General features: G+C 41.9%; 21 protein-coding genes. 12 read left to right on the forward strand and 9 right to left on the reverse strand.

Annotated elements, in window-relative coordinates; translation table 11 throughout:
- Positions 1-549 precede the first annotated feature (549 nt).
- From AC1XUD_RS12275 to AC1XUD_RS12295, 5 genes are all read left to right on the forward strand, one after another.
- Positions 550-2052 carry an HsdM family class I SAM-dependent methyltransferase gene (locus tag AC1XUD_RS12275; protein WP_483361298.1) on the forward strand — a complete coding sequence of 501 codons (1503 nt, stop codon included), beginning with the start codon at positions 550-552 and terminating at the stop codon, positions 2050-2052.
- A gap of 87 nt (positions 2053-2139) precedes the next feature.
- Positions 2140-2448: a hypothetical protein gene (locus tag AC1XUD_RS12280; protein WP_483361299.1), complete on the forward strand. Its 309-nt coding sequence runs from the start codon at positions 2140-2142 to the stop codon at positions 2446-2448.
- Positions 2449-2520: 72 nt separating this feature from the next.
- Positions 2521-2859, forward strand: a complete 339-nt coding sequence (locus AC1XUD_RS12285; protein WP_483361300.1) for a DHCW motif cupin fold protein — start codon at positions 2521-2523, stop codon at positions 2857-2859.
- A gap of 179 nt (positions 2860-3038) precedes the next feature.
- On the forward strand, positions 3039-3452 hold the full coding sequence (locus AC1XUD_RS12290; RefSeq protein ID WP_483361301.1) for an SRPBCC family protein: 414 nt from the start codon (positions 3039-3041) through the stop codon (positions 3450-3452).
- A gap of 113 nt (positions 3453-3565) precedes the next feature.
- Entirely contained in the window at positions 3566-4192 is a 627-nt protein-coding gene (locus AC1XUD_RS12295) for an L-2-amino-thiazoline-4-carboxylic acid hydrolase (protein WP_483361302.1), read from the forward strand.
- Positions 4193-4205: 13 nt separating this feature from the next.
- Here the strand turns inward: AC1XUD_RS12295 and AC1XUD_RS12300 are convergent, their stop codons facing one another.
- Positions 4206-4544: a winged helix-turn-helix transcriptional regulator gene (locus AC1XUD_RS12300; RefSeq protein ID WP_483361303.1), complete on the reverse strand. Its 339-nt coding sequence runs from the start codon at positions 4542-4544 to the stop codon at positions 4206-4208.
- Between the two features lie 121 nt (positions 4545-4665).
- On the opposite strand from AC1XUD_RS12300, the gene AC1XUD_RS12305 reads away from it, so the two are divergent.
- Positions 4666-5064: a DoxX family protein gene (locus AC1XUD_RS12305; RefSeq protein WP_483361304.1), complete on the forward strand. Its 399-nt coding sequence runs from the start codon at positions 4666-4668 to the stop codon at positions 5062-5064.
- Between the two features lie 76 nt (positions 5065-5140).
- On the opposite strand, the gene AC1XUD_RS12310 is transcribed toward AC1XUD_RS12305, so the two are convergent.
- From AC1XUD_RS12310 to AC1XUD_RS12320, 3 genes are all read right to left on the reverse strand, one after another.
- Positions 5141-5872 (reverse strand): DUF2490 domain-containing protein, encoded by a 732-nt coding sequence (locus AC1XUD_RS12310; RefSeq protein ID WP_483361305.1) that lies wholly within the window; start codon positions 5870-5872, stop codon positions 5141-5143.
- Positions 5873-5886: 14 nt separating this feature from the next.
- Positions 5887-7062: a chromate transporter gene (locus AC1XUD_RS12315; protein WP_483361306.1), complete on the reverse strand. Its 1176-nt coding sequence runs from the start codon at positions 7060-7062 to the stop codon at positions 5887-5889.
- A gap of 224 nt (positions 7063-7286) precedes the next feature.
- Entirely contained in the window at positions 7287-8132 is an 846-nt protein-coding gene (locus tag AC1XUD_RS12320) for a chromate resistance protein ChrB domain-containing protein (protein WP_483361307.1), read from the reverse strand.
- A 185-nt stretch (positions 8133-8317) separates the two neighbouring features.
- On the opposite strand from AC1XUD_RS12320, the gene AC1XUD_RS12325 reads away from it, so the two are divergent.
- Both AC1XUD_RS12325 and AC1XUD_RS12330 read left to right on the forward strand, forming a co-directional pair.
- Positions 8318-9103, forward strand: a complete 786-nt coding sequence (locus AC1XUD_RS12325) for a phytanoyl-CoA dioxygenase family protein (protein WP_483361308.1) — start codon at positions 8318-8320, stop codon at positions 9101-9103.
- 195 nt (positions 9104-9298) lie between these two features.
- Positions 9299-9511 (forward strand): hypothetical protein, encoded by a 213-nt coding sequence (locus AC1XUD_RS12330; RefSeq protein ID WP_483361309.1) that lies wholly within the window; start codon positions 9299-9301, stop codon positions 9509-9511.
- A 9-nt stretch (positions 9512-9520) separates the two neighbouring features.
- On the opposite strand, the gene AC1XUD_RS12335 is transcribed toward AC1XUD_RS12330, so the two are convergent.
- Positions 9521-9880 carry a hypothetical protein gene (locus tag AC1XUD_RS12335; protein WP_483361310.1) on the reverse strand — a complete coding sequence of 120 codons (360 nt, stop codon included), beginning with the start codon at positions 9878-9880 and terminating at the stop codon, positions 9521-9523.
- Positions 9881-10028: 148 nt separating this feature from the next.
- Positions 10029-11447, reverse strand: a complete 1419-nt coding sequence (locus AC1XUD_RS12340; protein WP_483361311.1) for a GH1 family beta-glucosidase — start codon at positions 11445-11447, stop codon at positions 10029-10031.
- A 119-nt stretch (positions 11448-11566) separates the two neighbouring features.
- On the opposite strand from AC1XUD_RS12340, the gene AC1XUD_RS12345 reads away from it, so the two are divergent.
- The 4 genes from AC1XUD_RS12345 to AC1XUD_RS12360 all read left to right on the forward strand — a co-directional run bounded on the left by AC1XUD_RS12345 (position 11567) and on the right by AC1XUD_RS12360 (position 15517).
- Positions 11567-12874: a hypothetical protein gene (locus AC1XUD_RS12345; RefSeq protein WP_483361312.1), complete on the forward strand. Its 1308-nt coding sequence runs from the start codon at positions 11567-11569 to the stop codon at positions 12872-12874.
- Complete coding sequence (locus AC1XUD_RS12350; RefSeq protein ID WP_483361313.1) at positions 12874-13368, forward strand: GNAT family N-acetyltransferase; 495 nt, start codon at positions 12874-12876, stop codon at positions 13366-13368. Before AC1XUD_RS12345 ends, AC1XUD_RS12350 begins: the two co-directional genes overlap by 1 nt.
- Positions 13369-13448: 80 nt before the next feature.
- Positions 13449-14591 carry a carbohydrate-binding family 9-like protein gene (locus AC1XUD_RS12355; protein ID WP_483361314.1) on the forward strand — a complete coding sequence of 381 codons (1143 nt, stop codon included), beginning with the start codon at positions 13449-13451 and terminating at the stop codon, positions 14589-14591.
- On the forward strand, positions 14588-15517 hold the full coding sequence (locus AC1XUD_RS12360; protein WP_483361315.1) for a serine hydrolase: 930 nt from the start codon (positions 14588-14590) through the stop codon (positions 15515-15517). The genes AC1XUD_RS12355 and AC1XUD_RS12360 overlap by 4 nt, the downstream gene beginning before the upstream one ends.
- A 191-nt stretch (positions 15518-15708) precedes the next feature.
- On the opposite strand, the gene AC1XUD_RS12365 is transcribed toward AC1XUD_RS12360, so the two are convergent.
- The 3 genes from AC1XUD_RS12365 to AC1XUD_RS12375 form a co-directional block, all read right to left on the reverse strand.
- On the reverse strand, positions 15709-15996 hold the full coding sequence (locus AC1XUD_RS12365; RefSeq protein ID WP_483361316.1) for a hypothetical protein: 288 nt from the start codon (positions 15994-15996) through the stop codon (positions 15709-15711).
- Between the two features lie 121 nt (positions 15997-16117).
- The gene (locus AC1XUD_RS12370; RefSeq protein WP_483361317.1) at positions 16118-18496 is read right to left on the reverse strand and encodes an ABC transporter permease; all 2379 of its coding nucleotides are present in this window, start codon (positions 18494-18496) and stop codon (positions 16118-16120) included.
- A 277-nt stretch (positions 18497-18773) separates the two neighbouring features.
- Entirely contained in the window at positions 18774-21176 is a 2403-nt protein-coding gene (locus tag AC1XUD_RS12375) for an ABC transporter permease (protein ID WP_483361318.1), read from the reverse strand.
- Positions 21177-21214 lie beyond the last annotated feature (38 nt).

The raw sequence follows: 21214 nt of genomic DNA on the forward strand, positions 1-21214 counted from the left end.
ATATTTACATAATTTTATATTTGGCAATTCGTTCGGATTCGGACGGACGGGGGTTAAAATCGGACAGCAAAATTTGGCCTTGAGCAAGCGCATTTGAGTTATATAATTCAGACTCAAAAAAACAAATGCCCCGGATTCAAAGTAAACCTTGAAATCGAAGTTCGAATTAGTTATTTTCAAACATCAAAAGCACGCAATGACCGTCTACTTCGATTGATGATGCAATCAGTCCGAAATGAATCTTAGCCCAATTCATATATACAAAGAGTTACACTAATTGATAGAAAGGAGAATGTCTTAAATCGGATGGTGACAATTTTGCCATTTACACGTACAATGTCCTAACCAGTGAACGGAGGCGCATTTCTGAAGTGGGCAACTGCCAAATCCACAATCCAATGTTCTACTTAATCAAATGGTGGTTTATGCGATATTTCAAACGCTTCGATAAACATGCAGTCAATCCACTTTAGATACTTGGATAACGCTATGCAAATAAAATCTTAATGATATCAAAATTCGGACAGTTGCCCCAAAATATATTTTAAAATGGCAAAACATAAAACCCTGGGTCAAGTATTTACGCCGCATTGGATAATTATCCAAATACTCGACTTGGTTGGTTATAATGATGAAGCAATTTTAGACAAATATATTTTAGAACCCTCTTGTGGAAACGGTGCATTCCTTATCGAAATCGTTAACAGATATATTACTATTTGCCAGAACAATAATATCAGCACCAATGAAATAAAACGTCGTTTAGGAATATATATATATGCCGTTGAACTGGATAATGATGAATATGAAAAATCAATCCAAAATTTAACCTGTCTAGTAAATGAGAGGTTAGGAATATCAGAGCATGTTGACTGGAAAATATATAATCAGGACACGATAACATTCTACAAAGACCATCTGGAGCATTTCGATTTTATTGTAGGAAATCCCCCATATATAAGGACTCATAATCTGACCCAGAAAAAAAGGAACGTATTGAAGGAAGAGTTTCTATTCTCGAAAGGAACGATCGACATATATCTTTGTTTCTTCGAAATGGGTATTAAAATGCTAAAAATGAATGGAGTTCTTGGGTATATTACACCGAATAGTTATCTGCATAACTCATCCTATAAGTTATTCAGGGAATACTTAAAAATTGAGCGAATTGTAAAAACATTAGTCGATTTTAAGGCAAACAAAGTATTCAAGGGATATGCTACATATACGGCCATCACAATAATACAACTGGGCTTCGAAGAAAACTATTTTGAATATAAAGAGTTGACAAACGGCAGTATTGAGTCTGTTAATGATATTCATTTTGATTCCCTAAGCAATAATGACTGGTCATTTACAAATCATGATAACGAAAATTTCTTGACACAAATAAAAAGTGGAACAAACTTTGCTATAAGAGATTTCTTTGATGTTCAATATGGTTTTGCCACATTGCGGGATCGAATATTTATTTCCGAAACAATCAACTTTAACGATGAATTGGTGTATTTCAATGGCATTCCCGTCGAAAGGAAAATATTAAGAAAGATCGTCAAGGGATCTCGGTTCAAAAGATCAGTAAATAAAAACGAACAAATAATATTCCCATATGAACTGGACAACAAAAGATACATTGTTATCCCGGAGCAGAAATTAGCAAGCGAATATCCCCATGCGTATAATTACCTTTTGAGAAATAAAGCAGAACTTCAAAACAGGGACATTGAAAAGACCGCTAAATGGTATGAATTCGGAAGAAGCCAGGGGGTGCAAAATATTCACAACGAAAAAATTGTTCTGAGTACTTTGGTAAAAGACCGAATTGAGTTTCACAAGATACCTAGTGATGTACTAGTATATTCAGGTTTATATATTATTAAAAATAAAACAAATGTTGACTGGTCCATCATAGAAAATGTATTAGAATCACCTGACTTTAAAAAATACATTCAAATAACTGGCAAGGATTTCTCAGGCGGATACAAGTCGGTAACCTCTAAACAAATTAAAGAATATAAAATAACTATCGACAATCCCAACGGTCCAGTTTAACATCTAAAACAAGAAAAAGTTCGCTGCTAAAAACTGGGTTTGGAAATAAAAAGCAACACACTTAAAGACCTGTAAAACAATAAATTAATGACACCAGAAGAAATGCTCTATACTTCGATCGGACAAAATCTAAAAGACGCGGAGCAAAGCCAGATGTTCGGTAAGCCTTGTTTTAAAATCGGGAGAAAAGCGTTTATGTCCTTCTATCACAACGATATCGTATTCAAATTGACTGGCGATATGCATGAAGAAGCCTTGAGTTTGGATGGAACCAAAGCGTTCGATCCTTCCGGAAAAAATCGACCTATGAAAGAATGGGTTCAGGTGCCCTATCATTACAACGACTTATGGCCGAAGTATGCGGAAGCGGCGATAAAATATGTCAGGCAGATATGAGCCCTAATAATCTCATAACCAATTATATGACACATTGAGTGTCATTCTCAACTTTGATCGTCCATAAAATCCATGGCAAACATTCCCTTTCAAACAATCGACTGGACAGCTATTGAACCTGTCAGGAATGAAGGAGAAAGCGGAACCGCAACTTCGCAAACTATAGAATATGAAGGGCTTAGACTGCGTTCGGTAGAATTTTCAGGAGGATACCGGGCCGATCATTGGTGTCGAAAGGGCCATATTGTTTATTGTCTGGAAGGAGATTTTGACACAGAATTTGCAGATGGAGAAATAGTAAAGCTTACAAAGGGAATGGCGTTCATTGTTTCTGACAATCTGAGCTCCCATCGCTCTTTCACTGAAGCTGGAGTAAAACTTCTGATCATAGACGGGGATTTTTTAAAATAAGGAAATTCCACCAATACTATCCTTTGATATGCATGCTTTATAAAAAAACTATCGGAAGAATTGCAATATCAAAAAATTGCAGATATATTCGCAACCGATTGGTTTCACAAAATCGCATCAGCATAGTCATTCGATATCTAAATCTGTTAACTTAAATTCTTGAATAACTTAAAATTATCATGAGCCAGAAAATCACAGTATCAGCATCCATCAATTCAGCAAGAGACAAGGTTTGGGAATATTATACTGTACCTGAACACATTACAAAATGGAACTTTGCCTCCGATGACTGGCAATGCCCCAGCGCAGAAAATGATATGCAGGTGGGAGGAAAATACAGCGCGAGAATGGAGGCCAAGGACGGAAGTTTCGGTTTTGATTTCGAAGCGATTTACGACGAAATTATTGAGGGAAAATCATTCACCTACACGATGCCAGATGGCAGAAAAGTTGTGGTTGATTTTGAGAGCATCGGGGAGCAGACATTGGTAAATGTGGAGTTCGATGCCGAAACACAAAACTCTATTGAGATGCAACAAGGAGGATGGCAGACTATACTGAACAATTTTAAAAAATATGCCGAGTCGAAGTAGTGGCTTTATCCATTACGATAAATAGAAGAAGAAAAAAAAGACTTTCACCCTATTTCCGTTAATGAAGTTGGGAGCGCCGGTGTTGCCCATCGTAGAAGATTTGATTTTGTAAAATGAAAAACTATAAGAAATACTTTTCAAGCGCTATTAGGGAACATTATCCTGAAACCGCCGACGAAATAATTTCTCAAGTAAACTCGCATTATCAGCATATTTCAAAGGGTACCAAATTTGCCACCTCCTCCAAAAATCCCATTGATAGACGACTCGATTTTTGCTCGTACTTCCTGGCTTTAATTAAAACGCTTGACGAAAAAGGCGAATCGTTTGAGCTTATCAGGAATATTTGTCTGGAAGTGGTGAACGCATACGTACGGCCAAAAAATCAGTTGCAGGCCGCGTTGAAACGTATATTTCCTAATATGACCAACACCTGGCTTGGGCAAACTTTGATCCGATCTTTACAAAAAAGGGTACGAACCAATTCAAATCCCGAAGGTTTTATTGCTCATATCATAACTGCCAAGGATGTAACTTACGGACTTGGCTACGGCATCGACATTCTCGAATGCGGCATTTGTAAATTGTTTAAAAAGCATAATTATGAGAAGTATGCCTCCATTCTTTGCGAGGTAGACGAGATCACATCGGCACTGGCCGGGCTGAAACTGATCAGAACAGGAACAATAGCCAACGGTGCCGCAAAGTGTGACTTTAGATTTAAGAGACAAGAAAGATGAGCCGCAGAATACATTACCCTTCCATAATCTTTTTGCGATGCGCCAGTACCCAATAATGTAACTCTTCCATTACTTTTTCGAGCGATATACCGTGTTCGGTTATCGTATATTCAACTGTAGGCGGGAAAGTATCATATACGTCGCGCTTTACCAACTGGTTGGCTTCCAGGCTTTTCAATTCTTTCGAGAGCATTTTGTCGGTGATCCCCGGCACTTCTTTGGATATCTGTTTGAAACGCTTTTTACCAGAAGACAAGGAAAATAAAATTAGCAGTTTCCATCTGCCTTCGAGCGCTTCAAGCGCATCTTTAATCGACAATATGCTTTTGGGACAGCCACCAGTTGTCAACATTTCCGGTCTTTTTTAATGGTTTTCACGATACTATCCGATTGGAAAGCGCTATCCAGCAAGGAAGCGCTTTCGATTGGATAGCAAATGTAGATACTTTCGTGCTATTCAAAAAAACAGCAATATGTCGAACCCACAAAAGACCTCGAAAGCACTCAATATCTCTCTTTGGATCGCGCAGGGAGTGTTAGCGGCAACGCTTTTATTCGGAGGAACTATGAAATTATTTCAACCGATCGAAAAAGTATCGGCAATGTGGCCGTGGACTGGCCAAATCCCAATCGAATTGGTCAGATTCACAGGCATAATAGACTTCATCGGAGCAATCGGACTGATACTACCTGCTCTTCTTCGGATCAAACCAATCTTGACTTCAATAGCCGCATCAGGTGTAATTGTGCTCATGATATGCGCCAGTATTTTCCACATATCAAGAGGCGAAGCATCTCAAATCATGCCAAACATAATCTTCGCTATCATAGCGACTTTCATCGCCTTGGGAAGAAGAAAAAATACCAATTAGCTCAAATTGAAAAGCAAGGCACCTTCGTCCCTTTCTCCCTTCGTCCCTTTCCTCCCTTTTCCCTTTCCCCCCCGCCTCACTCCTTTCTAAGATCCAAATTATGAAACACAAAAACCCTTAACACATTGTTGCTATTGAAATGGTTTCCGGAAGGTAGCTGCTGAAACTGGTTCATATATCCTACCTGTAAATTCAACCCCTTAGTAAACTGGTATCCCAACCCTAAAAACAATCGATTTTGGTCAAACATATTGTAGGTGATCTGCTTTCCGGCATTGATATGAATTTCATCATTGAATGCAAAAAACAAGGTATTCGGTTCGATAAAATCCTTGTTCAAAGGCACCATCAGATTCAGAAGATACCGAAAACGGAAGTTGAAATTATATCCGTTCTGCAGTTCATCGTTGGCTATTTTATGGTTAAATCGCTCTTCGACACGAATCCATTGCTGAGTTTGAAGACGTTTTTGTCGGGTTGTCCATAGCGCCTGCTGCCAAAGTCGGTGCTCAGGCCGGATTGTTTCGAGTCCTTCAGGCGGAAAACTGCGCGCATATGCATACCCGGCCGTAAAACGGAAATGATCATTCAGGTAATAGGTAATTCCGGGACGAAAAATCTGTGTGGACCAACGCGCCATGAAATCTGTGCGCCGCGCATGTAAATCCAGCCATATACCCCACTTATTAGATAGCCTGGTTTGGTTGAAATATCCCAGCCAGAAGCCACTTTGTTTGTTGGTTTGTTTTTGAGAAAAGGCCGATTGGACACAAATAACAAAGAGGATCAGAAGTCCATATTTTTTCATAGAACAGCGGGAATTTAGAAATAAGTTTTGAGAAAAAATCCGGCAACAGCTGCTATCAGGATGATATAAGGTTCCTGAATTTTACGGATATAAATCAGTGCCAGAATAGTAAAAAGCGCAATAAGCGCTGACGGCCCATCAACGATCGACCTCTTCGCAATAACAAATACCGAACCCACCAAAGCCCCGACCACAGCAGCTGTTATACCATCCACAAAAGCCTTGATGCTGGTGTTTTTGGATATCTTTTTAAAATACGGGGCCGGCAAAACAGTGAAAACGTAACATGGCAAAAAGACGCCCAAAGCAGCCACCGCTGCACCTGAAAATCCCGACACCAGATATCCTATAAAGCCTACCGTTATCACGACAGGACCGGGCGTAATCATCGCCACAGCGACAGAATCAAGGAATTGCTGCTCATTAAGCCAGCCCATTTCGTTTACAACTCCGGCCTGCAAAAAAGGAATAATAGCCAGTCCGCTTCCGAAAACAAACGCTCCGGCCTTTGTAAAAAACCAAGCCAGTTGTATAAGCTTGTCGGGCTCATATTTCCAGAAACCAATTCCGGCGAGGAGAATTACTGACAACGAATCTGATCGTTTTTTGAACCATGCAGGCGGGGCTTTGACAGCCATGTATACCAAACCCAAGCAGATAAATAGCGAGACCTCTTCCTTTTCTGTCAGCGCGGTTACGACTGCCATCAGAAGAAAGAAAAGCCATAACAGCCACCTATCCGTTACCGCATTTATCTCCAATTTGCTGACTGACTTAATTGTCAGTTTGTAGCAACTCAATGTAATAATACCAATTACTGACGCGCCGACACCATAAAAAGCTGATTGCATCCACGACAACCCGCCGTAAACCTGATAGGCCATTCCGAGCAAAACGACCATCACAAACGACGGAAGTACAAAGGCTAAACCTGTTAACGTGGCCCCCCATACGCCATAATGCACATAGCCAAGGTATATACCAAGCTGGGCCGCCAGCGGCCCGGGTGCAAGCTGCGCCAGCGCAAGTCCTTCGCGGTATTCGTCCTCGCTGATCCATTGGCGTTCCTCTACCAGGTCGCGATGCATATATCCGATCAACGCTACTGGCCCGCCAAACCCCAGTGTTCCCAACTTAAAGAAATACCGAACAAGCGCACTCAGACTATATCCAGGACCCAAATTTTCCATAAGAAATTTATCATCAATTGACCTCCAAAATCAAGTCATCCTTTTGAAATTCCACGCGAAGCAATTAAGGAAAAGTCCATGATCGCAACGCACTGAAAGTCAATTACTTTGCGTACTTTACTTTAAATCTTCCCTGCTTAGCGTGTCACCTTTTTAAGAAGCGATTCAAAATTATCCATCGCTTAGCCCAAAAAATAGAACAGAAATGACGATTTGAACGGGAGTTACTTTTTGAGTAAATTTTTTCTGTAATCAGAAGGGTTTTGTCCGATATGGGCCTTAAAAATGCGGCTGAAGTGGCTTTGATCCGAAAAGCCGGTCAGGTATGCGATTTCGGAAAGGGTATGTTTTGAGTTGGCCAATAGATCAATGGCTTTTTCAATACGTAGTTTGCGGATATATTCGCCGAAGGAAAGGTTGCTGAAATATTTGGAAAATTCCCGGGACACATAGCTGGGATGAATCCGCAAGCCTTCTGATATCTCCTTTAAACTTAAACTCAAATTTGTATCGATCTGATCCTGAATAATCGACTTCAGTTCCTTTGCCCATTTCGGAGTTTTCAGCTTTTCAGAAGCCTTTTTATCCAGATATGTGCTAAAAACCTGAAGCAAGAGCTTTTCCGACGGACTTTGCGTATGTTTTTGTTTTTGCAAATGTTTGGCCCAACTATATAGAGCGTCATATATCACCATCGCTTTTTCGAGCAATTTCTGATCATCGGTGATATTATATGCCAATCCCGCAGATATGGCCCAAAGCCCCGACGCCTGAGCAGCGAGCGAATGATCGTCGGTATCTGCACCGCGAACAATGACCGCCATATCATGCAGAGCGTTATCTTTTAACTCATATTTTTCAAGAAAATAATCAAAAGTACACCGATCTTCATAATGCGTAAATTCCGTATCCTGAACATCGAAAGGAGTGGCATCTAATTCCAACGCTTTGCTTTTCACCTGATCAGCCGGCACAAAGAAAATCACCGCGGCCGGATCTATGAAGCGTTTTATCAGCCATGGACATGCTATCCGGTCAATTTTCGGTCTTTCACGGGTGATCCAGTTCATGGGTTATTGGTTCCTGTTTTCTGGTAGCTGGAAGGGTACCAAGTTTACGATTTTAGGTGATATCTAAAAGTATATATCAATTAAAATATATTTTAAAAGTTCGAAGTTTTGTTGAAATTCATAGAATTGAAATTAGAAATCGAACAGAGATTGTTTAAAATAATAAGGTATAAGCACGATCATTTATGCCGACATTATCAAAAGATCAAATACAAAATTTCATTACCGACGGATTTGTAAAAATTGAGCAAGCATTTCCTGTGGAAGTTGCCGATGAATGCCGCTCTATTTTATGGAAAGCCACGCAGTGCGATCCGCAAAACCCGAAATCCTGGACGCAGCCCGTTATTCGTATTGGTGATATAGGGCTTGACCCGTTTCGAGAAGCCGCTAATACTGAGACCTTACATACTGCTTTTGACCAATTGGTCGGAAAAAATAACTGGATACCCCGAATGACTTTGGGTTCATTTCCAATACGCTTCCCGAGCGATAAACCAGCAGCGGATACCGGCTGGCATGTCGATGCGAGCTTTCCGGGAGAAGATTTTGAAGATTATCTTAACTGGCGTATTAACATTCATTCAAAAGGCCGGGCTTTGTTGATGCTGTTCTTGTTTTCAGATGTTTTACAGCAAGACGCCCCAACTTTAATCAGAGCCGGATCTCATCGAGACGTTGCCAGAATTCTGGCTCCATATGGTGATACTGGATTATCTTTTTTTGAATTGGCAGAACATCTTGATAAAACATCTCATCGAAAAGAGGTGTCCGCTACGGGCAAGGCAGGCACCGTATATCTATGCCATCCCTTCCTGGCTCACGCTGCCCAGAATCACCACGGTTTCGCACCTAAATTTATGGCTCAACCACCATTATTTCTAATAAAGGATTTCAATATTCATCGTCCGGAAAGTGAGCTTTGTGTGGTGGAGAAGGCGGTTTTGGAGGGATTGAAGAACGGGCTTTAAAAGGTTATCATTTCTGTTTTGGCATCTAAGTCTATGGCATTTGACGAAATGAAAAAGAAGAAAAGATCTTGCTTGAAATAACCGCTGAATAGAATTTCCAGATCAACCCTGTTTCAATTCGAAAAAAATCTCCCCGACCCACCGTAGGAATGATTTTTATCTTTAAATTTCTGCCGATTAAACTTTATTTATCTGATGAAAACTTACCTTATTAACATTGCTGACACCAATTCGACCCAAGCTCTTGATGTGTTGAAAACCCTGGTTGACCAAAATTTGATTGAAATGAAAGAGTATAACGCGCCGGCGGTGGATGCCTCGGACGATCAGATAGATGAAATGATTGATGAGTCGGAGCTGGGTCCTTATTATACAGAGGAAGAAGCCAGAAGAATTTTAAAGATATAGCAGACGAATTTATTTCCGTTTGATATCAATAATCTCGATTTCGTCCATTTTTTGTGTGGTTGCCCAGCCACACTTGACTGCTGTTTTCTGTCCGGTTAGGTTGTATTTAATATCCACCTTGATGAAATCGTAGACGGTTTCAATCTTGCCCAACTCCTTTTCGATAAGCGAAAAAGAGTTTTCCGAAGGAGCAAAGGTTATCGTGGAATCGCCGCTGGCAACATTGAAGTGCCATGAACAGCCGTCTACCGCAAGCATATTCGTGTAAACGGCTTCGGCTTGTAGTGTTTTTCTCTGAATATCATCCCCTTCATCACTGCATGATGAAACAACGGCAAGCAGGGCGTATATGGCGAATAGAATTTTCATGGCTGGTAGAAGTTAGATTTTAGGGGTTAGATTTTAGCGATTAGCAAATGATTGATGTTTTCCGAACGCGTCTATGATTATAGCGTTATTTGATTTAAAGTTGTCTTAGACCTTCTTCATTCGATAACTGCCTGCCGAAAGCCGACCTCTAAAAGACTCCCTTTTGACCCTTTTGGTTGGAATGCACTTGATTTTTTCTTTTCAAAAATTTCTTAAACCACTTTCCCGATTGTTTAATAGTCCGGACCTGCGTTTGAAAATCGACATATACGATTCCAAATCTCGCGGCATATCCTTCCGACCATTCGAAATTATCCATAAAAGTCCAGACGAAATAGCCTTTAACGCGAACACCGTCCATTTTGGCCTGCAGAACCGCCGAGAGGTATTTCTTAAAAAACGCAGTTCGTTTTTTGTCTTTCACTTTCCCGTTTACCAACTGGTCGTCAAATGCCGCTCCGTTTTCTGTCACGATAATATCCCTTACCCCGTTGTAGTTATTGAATTGATGCAAAATATCATATAGTCCTCTTGGAGATATCTCCCAGCCCATGCCCGTCGACGGCTTTTTCCGCTCTTTTGCTGAAAGTTCTTTGAGCCATAACACAGGCACCAGATAGGAATGCTGAACCACCAGATTGAAATAATTCTGGATGCCAATAAAGTCAAAATCAAATTTGAGTTTCTCGTCGTCGCCTTCCCAGATATACTTCTGAATATTTAACAAAAAAGGAAAGGCATCATAAGGATAGCCCAAACCAAGGGCCGGTTCTATGAAAAGTCGGTTTACAACTGCGTCCGCACGTTTTGCCGCCCGGATATCCTTTGGTGTGTAAGAAGCTGGTTCAACAGCTGAGCAGGATAAAGCAGTACCGATATATGCACCAGGAACCCGCTCTCTGATGATCCTTCCCGCCTCAGCCTGGCACATCGCCAAATGATGAACCACCGGAAAAAAATTGTTTACGCCTCTCTTTCCAGGCGCGTGGATACCTCGGGTATACCCTAATCCGGCAGTAGCCAGCGGCTCGTTCATGACGATCCAGTTTGTGACACGATCCCCAAAAGCGGCAACGCACACCTCCGTATATCTCGCAAACCAATTTAGAATATCCCGGCTTTTCCAGCCCCCTTTTTCTTCCAGCGCCAGTGGTAAATCCCAATGATACAATGTAATCCATGGCTCTATTCCGAGCAATATACACTTGTCAATCAATCGGTTGTAAAAATCAACTCCTGCTTCATTAACGTCTCCTTCACCCGATGGCAAAATCCGGGACCAGGATATCGAAAACCTGAAATGCCTGAAGCCAAGCTTAATAACTGTCTGTAAATCTTCTTCGTATTTATGGTAAAAGTCACAGGCAATTTTCGCGTTATCACCGTTTTTTATCTTCCCTTTTTGAGCAGTAAACTTGTCCCATATACTTGGTCCGCGACCACCTTCTTTAACTGCCCCCTCGATCTGATAAGCGGCCGTGGCGGTTCCCCAAATGAAATCGTCCCCAAATTCACCTGTACCGGTAGACTTATTCAACTTTATATCAGGATTATACGAATGTGACACGGCAGGTCGGAAGTAAATGATACCCTAAAATAACGCGGTCTCGAGAATAATAACAAGAGTTCAGTTTCGGGCATATCAATAATTGCCGTATTTTCAAGCTGCCAATCTTGTTTTTGAATATGAGACTACTATCCTTCATCGCTTCCATATTGCTGTTAACTGCCTGTTCCCAACACGAAAAAACCAACGCTGTGGGCACCCGTCTGAAAGATATATCGATACAATATGTCAAACTCGGTCTTCGGATCGGACAGTATGATCATGATTTTGTGGATGCATATTACGGCCCGGACTCTTTAAAGCCGACCTCCGCCGTTCTGACAACTTTTCCAAAAGACAGCCTGATTAATGAAATCAGGACAATGCAGTCGCAACTGGACTCGATCACAACGGATACCAAGGACGAAAGCATCAAACGCCGTGCCGATTGGATTAAAAGCCAACTAACTGCATATGAGGAACGTGTTCGTATATTTTCAGGCGAGACCAGAGCGTTTGACGAAGAATCAAAAAGGTTATTTGACGCCGTAGCACCGAGCTACGATCAAGCTCATTTTGAGGAGATTATTAAAACTTTGGATAAAGTTTTACCAGGAGCGGGAAGCATCGAAAGTAGGTTTGAAAAGCTTTCAAAGCGGTTCCTGATTCCGGCCGATAAAATTGATACGGTTTTCCAGACGGCCATTGCTGAAGCCCGTAAAAGAACTTTGGCCCATTATGATCTACCAAAAAGCGAATCTTTTGAACTGGAATATGTAAAAGACAAACCCTGGTCGGGTTACAACTGGTATCAGGGTAAGTACAAAAGCAAAATTCAGATCAATATTAGCCAGCCGATCTTCATCGAACGAGCGATCGACCTTGCCTGTCATGAAGGATATCCGGGACACCATGTGTATAACACGTTGCTGGAGAAGAATTTATATAATGATAAGGGATATACCGAGATATCGCTTTACCCGCTTTTTAGTCCGCAGTCGCTGATTGCGGAAGGAAGTGCAAATTATGGTATATCCATGGCTTTTCCGGAAGACGAACAGGAGAATTATTGCAAAAGAATATTGATGCCGCTTGCAGGAATTGATACTACGGCTGCCGATCAATATTTCAGAGCTTTGGAATTAAAAACACGTCTTAATTATGCGAGAAATGAGGTGGCACGAAACGTGCTTAATGGCAAAATGGACGACAAGGAAGCGATAAAGTGGCTGATTAAATACACAATGCTCACGGAAACTGCGGCAGTCAATTCTTTAAACTTCATCAAGAAGTACCGTAGCTACGTGATCAATTACAACTTCGGGCAAGATTTAATCAAAAAACATATTCAGTCAAAATTGAATAGTAATTCAAAAGACGCCGATCGTTGGAGGGCATTTGAAGAATTACTCAGCAACGAATACAAAGCAAGCGATTTAAAAAACTAATGGAATTCGAAATCATTACTGCACAAACAGCCGAAGAATATAGAGCTGGTGAAATGTTGTTCAAAGAATACGTTGCATCCCTCGACTTTGATTTGACTTTTCAGAATATTGACGAAGAATGGAAAATATTGGACAAAATGTATGGCCCGCCAAAAGGTGCGCTTTTGTTGGTAAAATCTGAGGAAGAATATATCGGCGCAGTTGGATTAAGACAAATAGAAAATGAACATACTTGTGAAATCAAACGAATGTATATTCAACCGGATTACCAAGGAAAGGGTATTGGAAAAATGCTAATAACCAAGGTTCTTGACACTGCCCTTGTTTTGGGATATACCATCGCAAAATTGGACACATTGGCCGACAGGATGCCAAATGCCGTTAAACTGTATACTTCCTTCGGGTTCAAAAAAACGAACTCCTATAATTTTAATCCATTTGAAAGCGTGGCATATTTCGAGAAGAATCTGACCGAAAATTTTGGTATTAATTGAACAAAAAATGGGTTTTGATACAATTCTTATTGACTTTTATTAATTAACTTCAAGACCTGCTCAATAAAATGTCCTAAATCTTGAAAATATTAAATTTACTCAATCATAAGCCTAACTTTAAATGTGCCGGAAGAATACTCGTTGCTTTGCCCCTGACGATTTTTGCCGGACAACCCGCTTGTAATGCTCAAGCTCCCGCCGTTCCTAAACATTATATCTGCTACACTACGCCCCCTCTTAACATTGACGGAAAGCTAAACGAGAAATCCTGGAAGAAAGCCGAATGGACAGATCTGTTTCTGGATATCGAGGGTTTAAGAATGCCACTTCCATATCAGAAGACAAAGGCAAAAATGTTGTGGAATGAAAAATATCTTTATATCGGCACTGAAATTGAAGAGGAGCATATATGGGCTTATCAAGATAAAAAGGATCAGATTGTATTTCTCGAGAATGATTTTGAAGTGTTCATCGACCCGGATGGAGACACCCATAATTATTACGAACTAGAAATCAACGCCATTAATAATTCATTCGATTTGTTCTTGCCAAAGCCCTACCGAAATGGTGGAAAACCAAAACTGGATTGGGATATTGACGGCCTTAAATCGGCTATTAAGATTAACGGAACATTGAATAAAAACACAGATAAAGACAAAAAATGGACACTGGAAATAGCGATACCGTTCGCCTCACTTTCACTACAGGACGTTCCACCAAATATGCCTCAGGATGGTTCGATATGGCGTATCAACTTCTCAAGGGTAAACTGGCAGACTGAATTTGTGGATGGCAAATATGTTCGAAAAAAGAATCCGGAAACTGGTAAGAATATCCCTGAATATAATTGGGTCTGGTCGCCGCAGGGAGTAATCAATATGCACGTCCCTGAAAAATGGGGTTTTCTGCAATTTAGTAGCCTTCCCGTTGGAAAACGGGTAGTTGATTTTATCCTTCCCCAATCCGAAAAAATGAAAATTCTCGCTCGTGAGATATACGAAATGCAGCTCCAGCATCGACGTAAATACAAACGCTTTGCAGCAGACACGACACAGCTTTTCGCGGATGGGAAACCAGTTAGCATCGACGACCGCCATATGAGTGTGCAGATCAGCGATGAAAAACAACTGGTAACGGTTTGCAACGATAAGGAAAACTTAAAGGTGATCGTCGATCAGGAAGGAAAAACAACCGTAACCAGCATCTCAACTCCTTTTAAATGAAAACGAAATCAATCGCTATCCTTCTGATTTTCATAACACTGACAAGCTTCGCCCAGCCATATGCGCCCCGAAAAACGAAAGTCGACCAAGGCCTTACTGCCAAGCTAGAAAAGGCGATGGAAGGATTTCATGGAAAGGCCGGGGTATATGTCCGGAATTTGAAAACCAACAAAATTGCCCAGGTCAACGCCGACTCAATATACCCAACCGCCAGTATGGTGAAGGTGCCGATTATGTGTGGAATATTTGAGAAGATCAATAAGGGAGAAGTCAATTACCAGCAGGTTTTAACATATCGTGATTCGCTCAAATATGACAATGGAATTGTTGGTTCGTTCCGCGATAGCACTCAAATTCCTATCACAAAAATTATCCATTTAATGATCGCGCAGAGCGATAACACTGGAAGCTTGTGGCTGCAGGCAATGGCCGGAGGTGGCGCGACAATCAATCAATGGCTTGATAACAATGGTTTCCGCATAACGCGTGTGAATTCCCGGACGCCAGGCAGAAAGGAAAACCAGGCCAAATATGGCTGGGGACAGACTTCGCCCAAAGAAATGGCTGAACTTTTAGCAATGATCCATGACGGCAAAGCGATAAATCCGGATATCAGCGAACGTATGTATCGTTTTTTAGGAATGCAATATTGGGACAATGAAGCCATTTCACAGATTCCGCCTGATATCAAAATTGCGGCCAAAAGCGGAGCGGTGAACCAGGCGAAGTCGGAAGCCGTTGTGGTTCATGCTCCTCACGGAGACTATGTGTTTTGTATTACCACCAAAGAACAGGATGACCAGCGCTGGGAGAGAGATAATGAAGGATATCGCCTGATCCGCAATATCTCCCAAATCATCTGGGAACATTTCGAGCCAAAAAGCAAATGGCATCCGCTGGTTGGGAGTGAAAAGTGGTGGTATTGAGTAGTTTAAACGCAAGCGACGCAATGTACGCAGAAGTTACGATTCGAAACATTAAGCTATAAAAGGACCATAGGATATGCTCCTGGAAACCCCTGCCCTACACCCCCTAGGCTTTCCCCAAAACCCCAAAACAATAAGGCCTGACCAGCATATAAAACACTGATCAGGCCTTATCATTTGACAAGATTATTTCAAGCCAATTCCTTATACATCAAATCGCGGCTCTCCTTTTTCACGAAAGTGATCGGCACAAAATCGTCGGTGGGAGAACCGATGTAATATACCGTCCAGTCCGGGTCGTGGTGAGCCAGCATTTCGCTGATACAGTCTGCGCGATGCCCTTTCGGGTTCGTACAGTTTTCCCAATAAAAGAGCTCGACACGGTAATGCAGCTCCTGTTGTAAACCATTGATTGTTACTTGCACTTCTATGTCCTGCTTACCTGGTAAGTTTGGGATGGGGATAGCAATGTGGCTCATCTTAAGTTTAGGTTTATTGTTGAAAAGGAAGGATGGAGGAAAGGGAAGAAGGGACGATGGGAAAAGGGGCGATGAACTGATGGGTGACTTCGTCCTTTCTCCTTTCCTCCCTTCCTTATTCTCACTCCGATCGCAATGACTTTACCGGGTTTGTCAGCGCGGCCTTGATGGCTTGGAAGCTGACTGTGCACACCGTTATAGTGATCGCCAATATCGCTGAAAGTACAAAGACAATCCAGCTCAGTTCGATATGGTATTCATATTTTGTCAACCAATCGCTGAGGAAATATAGTGCGATTGGCGTGGCGATGATACAGGATATCGTCACCAGATATACAAATTCTTTGGAAAGCATTGCCCATATCTGAGACACACTTGCGCCAAGGGCTTTCCGGATACCTATTTCTTTGGTGCGTTGTTCAGCAGTATATGCGGCTAAGCCAAATAGGCCAAGGCAGGAAATGAAGATAGCCAGTACGGCAAAAATCCTGGCCAATTTTCCAATTCGCTCATCAGCACGGAACTTGGCGTCATACTCTTGATCTGCAAACTTGAAGTCAAAAGGAGTATCCTGATCGTATTTTCTAAAAACTGTTTCCACCTTTTTCAACGCCTGGTCAACCGGCATGCCTGGTTTCAGTTTGATATTAATCAGGTTCGCCCAATCGTAATCCAGTAAAAAAACTGTTGGATATGGCGGTGCATATGGAGACTCCATCACCATGTTTTTCGTCACTCCCACGACAATCCTGTCTTTTCCGTTGAACTTGATGATTTTGCCTATAATATCCTTGATACCCGTCAATTTTACACCGGCCTCATTTAATATAATAGCCGACGAATCGGTAGCAAAATCGCGGGAAAAGTCGCGGCCCTGAATGATTTTCCAACCAATCGTTTTTCCAAAATCATGGGTACAACCAATTGTTCCAAAAAGTGGAAGGGTAGTTGGATCCTTGCCTTCCCATTCGAAACCAATCTGATTTGACCATATACCCGTAGTCGGGCTGGATGATTCGCTCATTTCTGCAACAGCACCAGATTTGAGGAGGTCATCACGCAGTGGGAAATACTTCCCGTAATGGTTAGGAACCATATTGACCTGTAGCAGACCAGAGCGATCATATCCTACGGGACGATTTTTTGCATGCTGAATTTGTTGAAAGACGATGATCGTTCCGATGATCAAAGTAATCGAAACCGTAAACTGCGTAACCACCATCACTTTTCGTGGCACTGCTGCCCATTTGCCCGCTTTGAATGTACCTTTCAATACTTTGAGCGGATTGAAAGAAGATAGATAAAATGCAGGATAACTACCTGATATAAATCCGGTTAGCAAGGAGAACACTATAAGAATTGCCCAAAAACTGACATATTGATATGGGAACTTGACGTGTTTTCCAGCCAGATCGTTGAACGAGGGCAATGCCAGCAAAACGAAAAGAATAGCCAGCAATAAGGAGAAACAAACTACTAAAATAGACTCGCTCAAAAATTGTCCGATCAGCTGGCTGCGTAGCGAACCGACCGACTTTCTAACTCCTACTTCTTTGGCTCTCTTCTCAGAACGCGCTGTGCTCAGGTTCATAAAATTGATACAAGCCAGCATCAGAACAAAAATCCCGATGATACTGAAAAGCCACACAAACTGGATGGCTCCACCGACATTTATACCGTTTTTAAAATCGCTGTATAAATGCCATTTGCTCATAGGATGCAGGAAAACCTGGGGATTATCCGTTTTGCTGAAAGCATGAGGCTTTTCAACATCTCTGATTTTCCGTGAAACTTTGTTCATATCAGCTTTATCGGCGATTTGCGCGAAAAACTGAAAAGAGTGGTTTCCCCATTGATCCTGACTGTTACGAACCCACTCCTGGTCAGCCAGATAGTCCGACCATGGAATCATGATCATCACATCACTAAAATCGGATGACAGCGGAATATCTTCATATACACCCGTCACCTTCATATCATGTTTCGTATCAATTTTCACCGATTTATTGATCGGATCCTGATCACCAAACAGCGTTTTTGCAACGGATTCTGCCAGAATAATAGATCCTGGTTGCGTAAGCGCACTCGCATAGTTGCCCTTCAACATATTAAGCGAGAGCATTTCCGGCAGGTCAGGCTGTGTATAAAGTCCAGCCTTATTGATTTTCTTTTCCCCGTTTACGATCAAATGGGTATTCGTCCAGGAAGTCTGGGCAGTGAATTTAAAATCGGCTTTGTATTTGGTAGCAATTTCTCTGGATGTCGGCTGGGACATTGCGTTGCCTGAACCCGTTTCCCCGTTAAAGGTCTGGTTCATCATTGTTTTCGCTAGCCGATCGTAGTTTTTGTGGTATTTATTGAACGATAACTCATCCCAAACCCAGAGGCCTATGAGCATTGCCACGGCAATCCCCACTGCTAACCCTATGATGTTGATAAAGGAGTAAACCTTGCTTTTCCCGAGATTACGAAGAGCGATTTTAAGGTAATTTTTCAGCATGATTAGTGATAGAATTTACGTCGGCCTTACCAGCGCGATACCAATCCTATGCCAAAATCATAATTTATTCATTATCAGTAGAGTAATAGAACAAATACCTGCTAATATGTTCATTAGCGGACACCGCTGTTCCTTTTTGGACAGAGAGAATTTAGCTGAGGTGTTTGTTGGAGAATTCCTTATTTCTATCCAGACTTACCAAGTTTTGAAAACTTGGTAAGTCCCTAGCGTCGCCCCATTAACTGTCGGCGACTTCCTCCCTTTCGTCCATCCTCCCCTATTCCGTCCTAATAGCCTTAACAGGATTCATCAAAGCTGACTTGATACTTTGGAAACTTACCGTAAAAATGGCAATCCCCAGAGACGCCACACCGGCCAAGAGGAACACATACCATTTAATACTCGTATGATATGCGAAGTCTCGTAGCCACAGATCCATGGCATACCATGCAATCGGCGAGGCGATGACGATCGCGATGATAACCGGTTTGATGAAATCGATAGAAAGTAACGACACAATTCCCGCCACCGATGAGCCCAGCACTTTCCGGATACCAATTTCTTTGGTCCTCAATTCTGACATAAAAATTGACATACCAAGCAGTCCCAGGCAGGATATAAAAATAGCTATACCTGCAAAAATCCCGAACAAAGTCTGCTGCGTTTGCTCACGAGCATATAGCTGCCCGAATCGCTGATCCAGAAACTCATATTCGAAAATTGTCTCCGGGAAATTGGTTTTCCAAACCTGCTCGATATGCGCGACCGCCTGTTTGATATTTCCGCCTGAAATATGGGCAGAAGCCCAGCCGAGTCTGCCAGGTTGATAAAACATGGCAATTGGCGCGACTTTTTGATGCAATGACTCGAAATGATAATCCTTCGTAACTCCAATAATCTGCCCTCTGACATCACCATATCCAAACCTACTCCCAACCGCATCCTGAGGATTCTTCCATCCTAAACCTCTAACAGCAGTTTCATTGAGAATAAACGCCTCCGTTTTGTCAGTCGGAAAATCCTTTGAGAAGTTTCGGCCAGCCGCCATTTCGATTTCGTAAGCCGGAATAAAATCTTCATCCACAGATAACGACTTGATATTGATTTGTGCGGGCGCCATTGAGTCACCTTTCATAACATATGCCTCCCATGAGTCCAGTAAACGTCCAGGAGGGCGACGCGACGAGCGACCTACTTCGATTATATTACTGGACGACTTCAATTGCTGTTTAATACTTTCTGAATGACTGGCAGAATCATCCGGCATGAAGAACGTCACAACCTGGTCTTTCGAATATCCCAGCTTATAGTTTTGGATATAACGCATCTGACTGTAAACTCCTGCCGTACAGATGATAAGCACGACAGCAATGGTAAACTGCGCGATCACCAAAGTCTGGCGTAGCTTTCCATTTTTCATCGCGGACGAAATTTTCCCTTTCAAGATGCCGAGTGGGTGAAACGATGTCATGAAAAACGCCGGATAACTTCCCGCTAAAACACCCGTGACAATTGTTATTAAAATAATGATAAGTACAAAAACAGGGTCAGCTAATGCACTAAATGTGAGTTGTTTCTGAGTGAAATTATTTAAGTACGGAAGGCATATCATCACAATACCCAGCGCAAATAAGACTGATATCACAATTAGCAAAATAGATTCGCTTAGAAACTGACGGATCAACTGGGAACGCATCGCCCCGATCACCTTCCGCATTCCGACTTCCTTTGCCCGATTGGCAGACTTTGCAGTCGCCAGATTCATATAATTAATACAGGCGATCAGCAAAATAAAAATTGCGATTGCCGAAAACAGATATACATATTGGATATCACCGTTCGCTTCAATTTCTGAGTCCAGATGAGATTTCAGGTGGATATCCGTCAGCTTCATCAATTCCAGAATCGAATATGTAGATGCCTTCGGGTCTATATGCCGATTTTGAAATTCAGGAAAAGCCTTCGACAATTTCTGCGTATCGTAGTTTTTGGGTAACAACAAAAAAGTGGAAAATGAATTGTTTCCCCAGTTGGTTTTCAATCCTTCTGCACCATATATCCGTGGGTCGTTTAATGACGAGAAGGAAACCAGAAATTCCGGATGAAAATGAGATTGGGCTGGAAGCGGCTCAAAAACGCCCGTGACAGTATAGTCGAATTGATTATCCAGACGAACGATTTTACCCATCGGATTTTCTTTTCCAAAATATTTCTCAGCCATCGGCCGCGAAAACATGATCGAAAACGGATTTTCCAACGCCTTATCTGGATTTCCACTCAACACATTGAAAGTAAAAACTTTAAACAGATTTGCCTCCGCACAAAAAATATCCTCCTCATTGAAAACATGATCTCCATAACGAACCATCGCTCCATTATTAATCATGCGGACTACTTCTTCCACTTCCGGAAAATCCTGTTTGATCAATGGCCCAAACGGAGGAGCAAGGTGCCCCAAGCGCAAAGAAGTCGTTCCGTCTTTGGAAACAAAAGTTCTGGATACACGGTATATCCGATCCGCTTTTTCGTTGTAGCGGTCATATGCCAACTCATCCTTGACATATAGCGCCAATAACAAAAAGCACGCAAGACCCAGTGCGACTCCGACAATATTAATCATACTAAACACCTTGTGTTTAAGCAGATTGCGCAATGCGATTTTGATGTAGTTTTTTAACATGGGAAATAAGATTCGGGAGAAAGGATGAAGGGGGTGAC

It is taken from the genome of Dyadobacter sp. HNCC25DJ184 (assembly GCF_056895215.1).

What these genes read in the sequence shown, in the direction of transcription:
- AC1XUD_RS12275 (WP_483361298.1), top strand. Translation starts at nt 550, where the DNA reads ATGGCAAAACATAAAACCCTGGGTCAAGTATTTACGCCGCATTGGATA.
- AC1XUD_RS12280 (WP_483361299.1), top strand. Translation starts at nt 2,140, where the DNA reads ATGACACCAGAAGAAATGCTCTATACTTCGATCGGACAAAATCTAAAA.
- AC1XUD_RS12285 (WP_483361300.1), top strand. Translation starts at nt 2,521, where the DNA reads ATGGCAAACATTCCCTTTCAAACAATCGACTGGACAGCTATTGAACCT.
- AC1XUD_RS12290 (WP_483361301.1), top strand. Translation starts at nt 3,039, where the DNA reads ATGAGCCAGAAAATCACAGTATCAGCATCCATCAATTCAGCAAGAGAC.
- AC1XUD_RS12295 (WP_483361302.1), top strand. Translation starts at nt 3,566, where the DNA reads ATGAAAAACTATAAGAAATACTTTTCAAGCGCTATTAGGGAACATTAT.
- AC1XUD_RS12300 (WP_483361303.1), bottom strand. Translation starts at nt 4,544, where the DNA reads ATGTTGACAACTGGTGGCTGTCCCAAAAGCATATTGTCGATTAAAGAT.
- AC1XUD_RS12305 (WP_483361304.1), top strand. Translation starts at nt 4,666, where the DNA reads ATGTCGAACCCACAAAAGACCTCGAAAGCACTCAATATCTCTCTTTGG.
- AC1XUD_RS12310 (WP_483361305.1), bottom strand. Translation starts at nt 5,872, where the DNA reads ATGAAAAAATATGGACTTCTGATCCTCTTTGTTATTTGTGTCCAATCG.
- AC1XUD_RS12315 (WP_483361306.1), bottom strand. Translation starts at nt 7,062, where the DNA reads ATGGAAAATTTGGGTCCTGGATATAGTCTGAGTGCGCTTGTTCGGTAT.
- AC1XUD_RS12320 (WP_483361307.1), bottom strand. Translation starts at nt 8,132, where the DNA reads ATGAACTGGATCACCCGTGAAAGACCGAAAATTGACCGGATAGCATGT.
- AC1XUD_RS12325 (WP_483361308.1), top strand. Translation starts at nt 8,318, where the DNA reads ATGCCGACATTATCAAAAGATCAAATACAAAATTTCATTACCGACGGA.
- AC1XUD_RS12330 (WP_483361309.1), top strand. Translation starts at nt 9,299, where the DNA reads ATGAAAACTTACCTTATTAACATTGCTGACACCAATTCGACCCAAGCT.
- AC1XUD_RS12335 (WP_483361310.1), bottom strand. Translation starts at nt 9,880, where the DNA reads ATGAAAATTCTATTCGCCATATACGCCCTGCTTGCCGTTGTTTCATCA.
- AC1XUD_RS12345 (WP_483361312.1), top strand. Translation starts at nt 11,567, where the DNA reads ATGAGACTACTATCCTTCATCGCTTCCATATTGCTGTTAACTGCCTGT.
- AC1XUD_RS12350 (WP_483361313.1), top strand. Translation starts at nt 12,874, where the DNA reads ATGGAATTCGAAATCATTACTGCACAAACAGCCGAAGAATATAGAGCT.
- AC1XUD_RS12360 (WP_483361315.1), top strand. Translation starts at nt 14,588, where the DNA reads ATGAAAACGAAATCAATCGCTATCCTTCTGATTTTCATAACACTGACA.
- AC1XUD_RS12365 (WP_483361316.1), bottom strand. Translation starts at nt 15,996, where the DNA reads ATGAGCCACATTGCTATCCCCATCCCAAACTTACCAGGTAAGCAGGAC.
- AC1XUD_RS12370 (WP_483361317.1), bottom strand. Translation starts at nt 18,496, where the DNA reads ATGCTGAAAAATTACCTTAAAATCGCTCTTCGTAATCTCGGGAAAAGC.
- AC1XUD_RS12375 (WP_483361318.1), bottom strand. Translation starts at nt 21,176, where the DNA reads ATGTTAAAAAACTACATCAAAATCGCATTGCGCAATCTGCTTAAACAC.